6 protein-coding genes and 1 pseudogene are annotated in these 9,824 nt (G+C 59.7%); all 7 read left to right on the forward strand.

The annotated features are described in order from the left end of the window. Positions 1-91: 91 nt before the first annotated feature. Positions 92-678 (forward strand): annotated as a pseudogene (locus HWY30_RS39765) (helix-turn-helix domain-containing protein); the annotation flags it as partial. Positions 679-1,316: 638 nt separating this feature from the next. After that, a complete protein-coding gene (locus HWY30_RS39770) occupies positions 1,317-2,222 on the forward strand; it encodes an alpha/beta hydrolase (protein WP_167368697.1) in 906 nt (301 codons plus the stop codon). A gap of 646 nt (positions 2,223-2,868) precedes the next feature. Beyond that, entirely contained in the window at positions 2,869-5,070 is a 2,202-nt protein-coding gene (locus tag HWY30_RS39775) for a 3-hydroxyacyl-CoA dehydrogenase NAD-binding domain-containing protein (protein ID WP_090806503.1), read from the forward strand. 29 nt (positions 5,071-5,099) lie between these two features. Then, positions 5,100-5,393 carry a PhlB family protein gene (locus HWY30_RS39780; RefSeq protein ID WP_090806502.1) on the forward strand — a complete coding sequence of 98 codons (294 nt, stop codon included), beginning with the start codon at positions 5,100-5,102 and terminating at the stop codon, positions 5,391-5,393. Beyond that, on the forward strand, positions 5,386-6,507 hold the full coding sequence (locus HWY30_RS39785; protein WP_167368696.1) for a thiolase family protein: 1,122 nt from the start codon (positions 5,386-5,388) through the stop codon (positions 6,505-6,507). Before HWY30_RS39780 ends, HWY30_RS39785 begins: the two co-directional genes overlap by 8 nt. A 908-nt stretch (positions 6,508-7,415) precedes the next feature. Continuing rightward, entirely contained in the window at positions 7,416-8,018 is a 603-nt protein-coding gene (locus HWY30_RS39790) for an aromatic acid/H+ symport family MFS transporter (RefSeq protein ID WP_167368695.1), read from the forward strand. A gap of 522 nt (positions 8,019-8,540) precedes the next feature. After that, positions 8,541-9,557 (forward strand): IS110 family RNA-guided transposase, encoded by a 1,017-nt coding sequence (locus HWY30_RS39795; RefSeq protein ID WP_090806496.1) that lies wholly within the window; start codon positions 8,541-8,543, stop codon positions 9,555-9,557. Positions 9,558-9,824 lie beyond the last annotated feature (267 nt).

Raw genomic sequence — 9,824 nt, forward strand, 5'->3', positions numbered from 1 at the left:
GAAAACCAGAGGTCAAAGCTCCGCTCACGGTGATCAGACCTCGAATCATTTTGAAATCGAGATTTGCGGCGGCTTGTTCAGCGTTGCCTTAGCGTGTTGGCTGGCACGCAGACGGATTCCGTTGATCGAGATGAGATTTCGCGCTTCCGCGCCGATGATGACAGCGACTACCGCATGCGCTTCTGCGAGGAGGTGACGTTCTCCGCGGACGAGACCCTGATCCGGTTCGATCGCAGTTTCCTCGACCTTAAACTGACGGAGACGGAAACGAGTCTGCGCGCATTCCTGGACAATGCACCAGCGAACATCCTGGTGAAATACCGCAATGAATCCAGCACTACTGCCCTCATAAGGCGCCGCTTGCGAAACCTGATCCCCGACGACTGGCCTGACCTCGACACGCTATCGCAGTTACTGAATCAGTCTTCGGCTACGCTGCAGCGCCGCCTGCTGGCCGAGGGGACCAACTACCGGCAACTGAAGGATGAATTGCGCCGTGACATCGCTATCGATCTGTTTTCGACTAGTTCTCTCACGGTCGCGGAGGTCGCTGCACGGACTGGATTTCAGGAGACCAGCGCATTTCACAGGGCCTTCAGGAAGTGGACTGGGGCCAGCCCCGGAATGTACCGCCATGGCAGGGCGACCTCGTCAAACCCAGGAAGAAGCGCTGCATGACAGAGTTGTCGCAACCGTTGCTCTTGCGGCGCACGCTGGTGACGATCCGATGAGTCAGAGCACCGCTTCATGTCGATGATGTATCTCGAAGCTCGACGTCGGTTGTCCGAGTGACAACGATTTCCCCGCCTTCGGACCGCTCGTTGAATGCCGCTCCGGCACCTGGCATGTACATGCGCCGCTGCGCTCTGTCATGCCGTAGAACTGTTGAATTCGCACGGTTCGAAAAGCGTTCAGTACCGATTTAGCAACTCCCGCAAACGGGTGCGGTGCCATAGGAGATCCCGGGTAAACCATTTGGTGAATTGTGATTTACTTTGGAGCGCGGATCGGCTCTAATGTCACAGCGGTCCACCGTTTGAGGTTCAAGAATGAGTCATCGAGAGCGGAGCATCGGCACAGGTCAGAACGCGCAGTGGGATAGCCTCACCGATGAGGCACCGTCTGCCGGCGAGTTCAGAAGCGGCACGGGGCGCTTCGCCAGTGGCGTGACAGTGCTCAGCGTTTCCCATTCTGGCGGTGTGCGCTCAATGACTGCAAATGAGTTCGTAGCCTAGCGGTGAGCAGGCCATTTACATCGGATATTGCTAACCACTTTTTGGAACGCAGTGCTGCGTAAAACGATGTCAGATTTGAGAATGGAAGCTGCGCCGCCGCTGACACCTGAGTATCTCGCCGAGATCCGAAAAATTCCGTCGACACTCTCTCCGGAGAGCTTTCAAGCGTCGCTCAGGCTTTGCGCACCGCTCCACTCACACGACGTCGGCGCGCCGCGCCACACGGTTACGCTAGATCTGCGCTATGGACCCGATGACCGGCATTGTCTGGACCTTTATCGCACAGTCGATGCAGCGGGACCGAGCCAGCCGCTCGTTCTTTTCGTCCACGGTGGTGGGTTTGTCCGCGGGAATCGCCGCATATCAGGAACGTATCTTTATTCCAACGTTGCTGCGTGGGCCAATTCTCATGGCTTCGCGGCTGCATTGATGTCCTACCGTTTGGCCCCTACAGCCCGGTGGCCAGCGGGCGCCGAAGATATCGAGCGAGCGATCGATTGGCTCGCCGCAAATTCCGGGCGAGTCGGCATATCAACTGAGCAGTTGCTCGTCATCGGTCATTCAGCAGGTGCAACGCATCTCGCTTCTTGGCTGTGCGGGCATCATGGCCGAATCCCTGATTCGTCAGCCATCCGCGGAGCCGTGCTCATTTCAGGTATCTTTGCGCCTGCATTGCTTCCGTTTCAGGGCGCGTTCGCTTATTACGGTGACGATTTAACGCCAAGCCGCTATTCAACAGTCAGTGGCATCGGTGGGACTGAAGCTCCCCTGTTGCTGGTCGCGGCAGAATTGGATCCACCGGAATTCATTAGCCAATGGGAAACCGTGGTCAGCGCCAGAACGGCGACGCCGCGCGCTAAGACCACGGCGTTTTGGATTCCAGACCAAAATCATTTCACGTCCGTCCAACACCTCGGCGTCCAGTTGGACGACCTGGGCGTCGAGATGGCGAAGTTCGTGCAAAGCTGTGTAAAGCGGCTCGATTAGATTTCCCTGTGCAGCACCCTTGCAGAAACGCCGACTGACGAGGCTGAGTCCCCTGCAAGCGTCGGAGTCAACATCGCGGACATGGCTGGCGCAGCTATGACTGAATAGGTTTGCCTTGACCTCCGACCGCTGGCCACCGGGCAAGCTTGCCGGCTCCGCGGCAAAGGTGTTCGCTGCGCAATCCACGGGATAACAGGATGCCGCTGCGCCAGACAGCGAATTCCGGAAAGCTCTGCAGGTGTGGACGTCCGCAAAGGAGTCCGCCGAGGGCGCTCGCCAGGCGCGGTCGTCCGGTCGTCCTGCTTGTGGTTCTAATAATTGAACAACCATTCACCATTAAAATTACCGGTTTTGGCGCCATGCGAGCAGTGGTGTCACCCGCGCACGCTCGAACGTTGTGCGTCATAAGGGGCGCTTCTGGCGTCAATTCCCTTGCCGCGCTAGCTAAGCACGCTTGACGGCGCCGTGCTTTGAAGGGGAAAACCCTACGTGAAGTCGCATTTACTTTTCGTTGTGAATTGTGATTTACTTATACCCAACGGACCTGCCAACGCCATGGCCGTAAGGGCAGAGCAATGCTCACGAGGGGCCCCGCTCAAGGCACACCAGGTCATCTCGGATTGGCGGCAATGGGGCCACCCCCAAAATGCGCCGTGTCGCTGTCCGAATTGGGTTTGTCCGCACCGGCACCAGCAACGGCAACGAACGAAAAGGGAACGAAGAAGTGATTGACTACGAACTACACAAGGATGGCATCGCACACATCATCTGGAACAACCCGGACGGTCCTGTGAACGTCAAGACCCCGGCGGCCATCGATGCATTCGCACGCACCGTCGACCGCGCCCTGAACGATGATGCAGTTCAAGGGGTATTTATCCGGTCGGCAAAGCGCGACTATGTCGCGGGCGGCGACCTGATGGCGCTTTACGCAATCCAGACGCCGGAAGAAGCTGAGGCCATGGTGGCTCCGGTTGGCGCGTGCCTACGCGCGATCGAGCGCTCGTCCAAGCCGTTCGTTGCAGTCATCACGGGCTCGGCGCTAGGAGGAGGGCTCGAGGTTGCGCTCGCATGCCACCGAAGAGTGGCAAGCGACGACGCGCGGGTGCAGCTTGGTTGTCCGGAAGTCAATCTTGGGCTGATCCCAGGTGCGGGTGGCACGCAACGGTTGCCGCGGCTCATTGGAATCGCGCCCGCGACAAAGATGTTGCTTGAAGGGAAGCCCATAGGCGTGCAGGAGGCACTCGGCTGCGGCCTCGTGGATGAGATCGTTCCCGCGGACCAGGCATTGGATGCGGCCCGCAGGTGGGTGCTCGATCACCCGTCAGCACAGCAAGCGTGGGATCGTGAAGGGTTCCAGTACCCGGGATTCCAGCCGCACTCGGCCGAAGGCCAAGCATTCTTCGCCAAAGCGTTCGCGGAGCGGCAGCGCAAATCGCCTCCGGAAGATGTCGCGCCCCACGCCGTCCTGGAGGTGCTGCGGGAGGGATTAGCTGTCGACATCGATGCAGGGCTCGCGATCGAAGCGCGCCGTTTCGGGACGGTGGCGATTTCGCCCTCCGCTAAGAATCGCATTCGTACACAGTTCATCGCAACGGGCGCAGTCAGGAAAGCAGGCCAATCCGGAGTCGGTTTGGCGACGTTCACGCCAACGCGCATCGGGGTCGTGGGTGCCGGGACAATGGGGGGCGGCATCGCTCTGGTGTGTGCCAGGTCCGGCATAAAGACCGTGCTCATCGACCGGAGCGACGAAGAGGTGCGCAAGGGACTCGATCGCATCGCCAAGACGCTGGACGCTGCCGTGGCGCGCCAACTGATGGGGCGGGACCAACGCGACGAGGCCATCTCCCGCATTGAGGTCACGAAGGACTTTGGGCGCCTCGAGGGATGCCAGGCCGTCGTTGAGGCAGTAGCGGAGATCGCGGAAGTGAAGAGCGAGGTGTTCAGGAAGATCTTCGACGCGGCGGGTCCGGACGTCCTCGTGGCGAGCAACACCTCGACGCTATCGATTACGAAGATGGCCGAAACGGTTGAGGCACCTGGAAACTTCATCGGCTTGCACTTCTTCGCGCCGGTGGACCGGATGGCACTCGTGGAAGTCGTCATGGGCAGTCAGACGAGCGCTGAGTCGCTCGCTCGCTCGAAGTCCCTGCTGAGGTTGCTCGGCAAGACGCCTGTCGTGGTCAATGATGGGCCAGGCTTCTATACATCCCGGGTGGTAGCGGCCTACTCCCGCGAAGCGCTGCAGATGCTGGGCGAAGGTATCTCGCCAGAGTTGATCGATAAAGCGGCGGCGATGGCCGGATTCCCCATCGGACCTTTGGCCATGGGCGACCTCACTTCCTACGATCTGCTGAAGGACATCTTGACCAGCCTTGCGAAGGCCGGACGGGGCACGGCTGCGCAGTCGCAGCCGGCGCTGGATGTGATTGACAGCTTGCTGCGGGCCGGACGAGTTGGTCGCAAAGGTGCCGGGGGCGTCTACAGCTATGGGCCCACGGGCAAGACCGTGTGGGACGAACTCCCGTCTGTTTTCCCCCCGCAGCAGCAACAACCCGACGCAAGCGTGGTGATAGAGCGACTGCTGAACATGCAGTCTATCGAAACCACGCATGTGGTCGCCGAAGGCATCGCGAGCGATCCACTCGCACTGGATCTTGGTGCAGTGCTCGGGTGGAGCTATCCCGCATTCCGAGGTGGCGTGCTGGCGCATATCGACCAGGTGGGGCTTCGCCAGTTCGTGAAGCGCAGCGATGAGATGGCGACGGAGTTCGGCCCTCGCTACGTCGTTCCCGCACTCCTGCGCGAGATGGCCGCATCGGGCGCTTCATTTCACGCCTCGCACTAATCGGTTTTATCGGAAACAGGAGAAACAACTTGCCAGTCGTACAACTCAAGGCGGCCCGCGACTCCACTACGCGCCAAGTTTATGTGCCGCCCCGCAGCCTCGTCGCCGACGGCTCCCTGCGGGAGCCGGACCTGATCGAAGTTGCCGCGCAGGGGCTGTTGTATAGCGCCACCACGTTCAATGGCCAGGCCTATGGAATTGTTGATCTCGACTGCGGCGCCCGTATCCAGGCACTTCTTGCGGAAGGCACCGATCGTATCGGGGATCGCGTGATCGCGAAAACCAGCGACACCAACAATGAGGCGAGATTCTCCCATGAATGACGTTTTGATCGCAGGTGTGGGCATGGTCCCGTTCGGCAATCACGGACCGGGCATGGGCGTGAAGCTCGGGCGCGATGCTGCTCTCGCGGCATTGCAAGATGCCCATTTGACCTACGCCGAGATTGACGCCGTGGTTGTCGGTACCGCGCATCCCTTGTCGCCGCGAGGAATCTTTGTCGCTAAAGAACTCGGGCTAACGGGCGTGCCAGTCCAGCACGTCACCAACGCGTCCGCCACCGGGCTGTCGGCGATGCACTGCGCTCGGCAGGCAATTCTCTCGGGCGACGCACGACGGGTGCTCGTCGTGGGCATGGACTCGCCGCAAAAGGCAGTACCGGTGGAGGACATCATCGTGGCTGAAGGGAACTTGCCACCGGTCGTTTCGTTCGCGCTCTGGGCCAAACGGCGCATGCATGAGTCGGGCACCACGCGCGAGCACCTTGCCGCCATTACGGCAAAGAATTGGAACTATGCGCGGGAGAATCCTTTCGCTGCCCGCCGCGCTCCCGAGCCTGTCACGATCGAGCGGGTGCTAGGCAGCCGCATGATTGCTGATCCGTTCACGTCGATGATGTGCACGCCTTGGGGAGAAGGTGCGGCCGCGGCCGTGCTGTGCAGCGACGACGGTTGGCCGGTGGGCGCGACGCAACCCCGGATACGCCTGGCCGGCAGCGCATTCGGAAGCGACGCGTACTCGCCTGAATTAATCCTCGAGGGCGCGATCGTGGGTCCGCCGGAACTTTCGCAGCGAACCGCGGCCCAGGCGTTGACCCAGGCGTCAGTGAAACGCTCCGATGTGGACGTCGTGCAGGTGCACGATGCATTCGCCGTGGAGGAACTGATGTATTACGAGCTCCTCGGATTCTCCGATCCGGGCCAGACGGAAGCGTTAGTCGGCGAAGGGGCATTCGGACCCGGTTCGCGGGAGCGCTTTGGCCTGCCGGAGTTTTCAACCGACGGCGGGCTGCTTGCGCGTGGTCATCCGGGTGGACCGACCGGCCTCGCACAGATTTGGGAAACAGTGCGGCGCCTGCGCGGCAAGGACCGTGTGGGGATGTGCCATCTGCTTGGAGCGGGCTCCGTCTGCGTGGTTCAGGTGCTGGTGCGCGACTAAGGATTTAAGTGCGATAAGTAGTGTCGGTTTAATTTCGCATATTCAGTTGGTTAGCGGATTGCGGCATTTCCGGGAGTGATGGATCGGGCCGCAAAGCGCGCGAGATCTCAGTTTTCTCGCACATCGGAGGCCGAAAGAATCTGTAGCAGGGTGCAGAGCAATTCGATTCCCTGTCCTACAAATTGCATCGCGGCTACGGTAATAGGATCGATCCCGATCAAGGGAAATGAAGGAAGAGACGATGGCTAGCACAGGAAAACCTCTGCGTTTGATGGTCGAAAATTGGCTCGCACCGAATCGGGCGATGGCGGTTCGAGTCATCGAGTTCGGGCACTTCCGCTCACATCGGGGGCGCTATGTACGCGTCGAGGCACTTTGGCCGACGGGCTCGGTTTCGATGTTTTTCTTTCGCCACCGTGACGGCACATGGAACGTATTTCCGCCTAACCCCGAACGGCCTGCGATGGGTGTTTACTTGCACGCAGCGTGATTGCGGTACATGCGGGGACTCCTGTTAAGGTCTACCGCCCCAGGTCGCCCAAACCGGAAAGGATCGCAAATGCTGAATTCGAAATTCAAATCGTGGACACCCATGAAACCCTCGAAACCCGCATCTCAGGCGCTCACCGGCCTGGGGATCTCAAATAAACCGGACACTACTGAAGTGCGATCCAAATGATGTGCAAGCTAAGTCGGAGAAATTCGGCGTCAGCTATTGCTCGTGCCCCTGAGAGGTCCTCGATAACTGTACGTCACTATCAAATAATGGAGACAAACGGTGCCAAGCATAGATGGAAGACCTGCGGGGGCGTAGTAAGCGGAATTGCGGTCCCGATCTCGACAAGTCAATATCGGCGCTTCCTCCGCGCGTCGCAACAGTGATGAAAAGTAGATCAGGCGTCGGGCGATTGCTTGATCGGAAGTACCGCACCAGGACTCTCCTTATCTGGAGCGCGTTTTTTCTGCATCTGATGGGTCTTTACTTTCTTCTCAGCTGGACACCGAAGCTTTTGGCCGTGTCGACCTCGACGCAATCCGTGGCGGTTCACGCAGGCGTTGCGTTGAACTTTGGAGGAATTATGGGAAGCCTGGCATTCAGTGTCCTCTCTCCATTTTTCAATCTGAGGAAGCTAACAGTATTTCTGTTTGGGATAACCGCTATCGCAACGGTCTTATTCGGAAAGGGTATGACAAATCCTGCGCTGGTTCTGCCTCTTGCCGTTGCGGTGGGAATGCTTTCGTTTGGGGCGCTGGCAGGCATCTACTCGCTAGCACCGACTGCCTATGAGACTGAAAGTAGGGGGACAGGAGTGGGATGGGCGCTCGGCATGGGACGCGTCGGTGCCATGATCTCGCCGTTTGCCGCTGGAGTGCTGCTCGACACCGGCAGCGGCGGTCACGCGCTCTACACTGTTTTTTCCGTGCCCTTCGCGCTCGCCGCGGTGGTGGTTTTTATGCTCGGTAGATCCGGTCTTCAAATAGCAATGAAACAAGAAATCAGTCCCGGTTAAAGGCCTCCATTCGATTTCGGTGTCTTCGAGCATTGGCGGTCCCGAGATCGCGAGCGGCCGGTGCTCGAGGCGGTGGAACCGTGGGCCGCCTTCGCGGCAAAGGTTGCATGGGCATGTGCCAGTCGCTCGGTCTCGGCTTCGGTTGCGCGACCTAGGTGCCTGTGCGCAAGTAGGCGATACGCCTTGCAATAGGTGAATGGCCGTTAAAGCGCTGTTGCGCGGCAGACGGTCGACCTCGTCATGTCATGAAAGCAAGATAGACATCGGGTAAATGCCGGGTAAATCGCGATTTACTTTTAGACGTGGCCGTGGCTTACTTTAACCAGTCGCACATGGCCGGATCAAGGCGGCACCGACCGCCGGCGAAGCTTGCCGTCAACAAGGAGGAGATGGTATGGACGCCTCCCTCCCGCGTCGGATAGGAGAGGCATTAGGAACGGCGGAGCCCTCGCTATACCCGACGGCATCAGAGTGCCAAAGTGGTGGTGTCAAAACGACCACTGAGGGTAAGGAGGGCTCGAAATGAAGACTACGACGTTTGGCGTGGACCTGGCAAAGCGGGTCTTTCAGGTGCACTGGGTAGACATGGACACAGGCGAGATCAACCGTCGTCAGCTCAAGCGCGAACAGCTCGTGACGTTCTTCGCGAAGCAGGCGCCCGCGCTCATCGCGATGGAAGCGTGCGGCAGCGCCCATTACTGGGCACGCCGCTTCGCGAGCTTCGGTCATCAAGTCCGGCTCATTGCGCCGTCATTCGTCCGACCGTTTGTGAAGCGCAACAAGACCGATGTGGCAGACGCGCAGGCGATCTGGGAAGCTGCACAACGGCCGGAGATGCGTTTCGTCGCTGTGAAGAGCGAAGCGCAGCAAGCGGTGCTGACGCTGCACCGCGTGCGCGCACAACTGCTCAAGATGCGTCGCATGCAGATTAACCAGACGCACGGCTTGCTGTACGAGTTTGGCGCGGCAGTGCATCGCGGCTCGCACAGCATGAGCGACGCGGCCCGCATGCTCGGCGAGCTGGCCGACGCTTTGCCCGCCATGGTCATCGACACGCTTCGCGAACAACTGCAGCGTATCGAAGCGCTCACGCGCGACATCCGTGCCATTGAACACCGGCTCGCAGCATGGTTGCGCCAGGACGAAGGGGCCACGCGGCTCGCCGCCATTCCGGGTGTGGGCCTGCTCACGGCGACTGCCGCCATTGCCACCATCGGCGAGGCGAGTACGTTTCGCTCCGGGCGCGAGTTCGCCGCGTTCCTCGGTTTGGTGCCACGGCAAAGCGGCACGGGAGGTCGCGTCAAGCTGCTGGGCATCAGCAAAAGAGGCGATGTGTACTTGCGTACCTTGCTGATTCACGGCGCGCGCGCAGTGCTCTCGCATCCGAAGCACCTGAGCGACGCGCTGCAACGTTTGCTCGCGCGACGACCGTTCAATGTAGTGGTCGTCGCGCTCGCAAACAAAACGGCACGCACGATCTGGGCGCTGCTTGCCCACGCTCGAACGTACCAGTCTGGTTACGTGGCTCACGCTGCGTAGAAGATCAACTAACTATGGAGACGTGGTCGCTAATAGGTTGCGCAGGTTGATATACATGTGATGGCGAAACAGGTCGGACCGCGGGGAAGCAAACCTGAATTCTGTCTTGTCCTTCGAGGACTCGCAGGAGATGAGGACTTCCCCGGCAGATTCCATCAGGGCCAGCGGATCACCATCCGCACCACAGGCCGGATATAAGTCTGCAACCTCATCCTGTCCGTCACACACCGAATATCACCTGGCAAACCGGGAGGCGTCCATATAAGA

The organism is Paraburkholderia tuberum STM678 (assembly GCF_902833905.1).
Classification (GTDB): Bacteria; Pseudomonadota; Gammaproteobacteria; order Burkholderiales; family Burkholderiaceae; genus Paraburkholderia; species Paraburkholderia tuberum.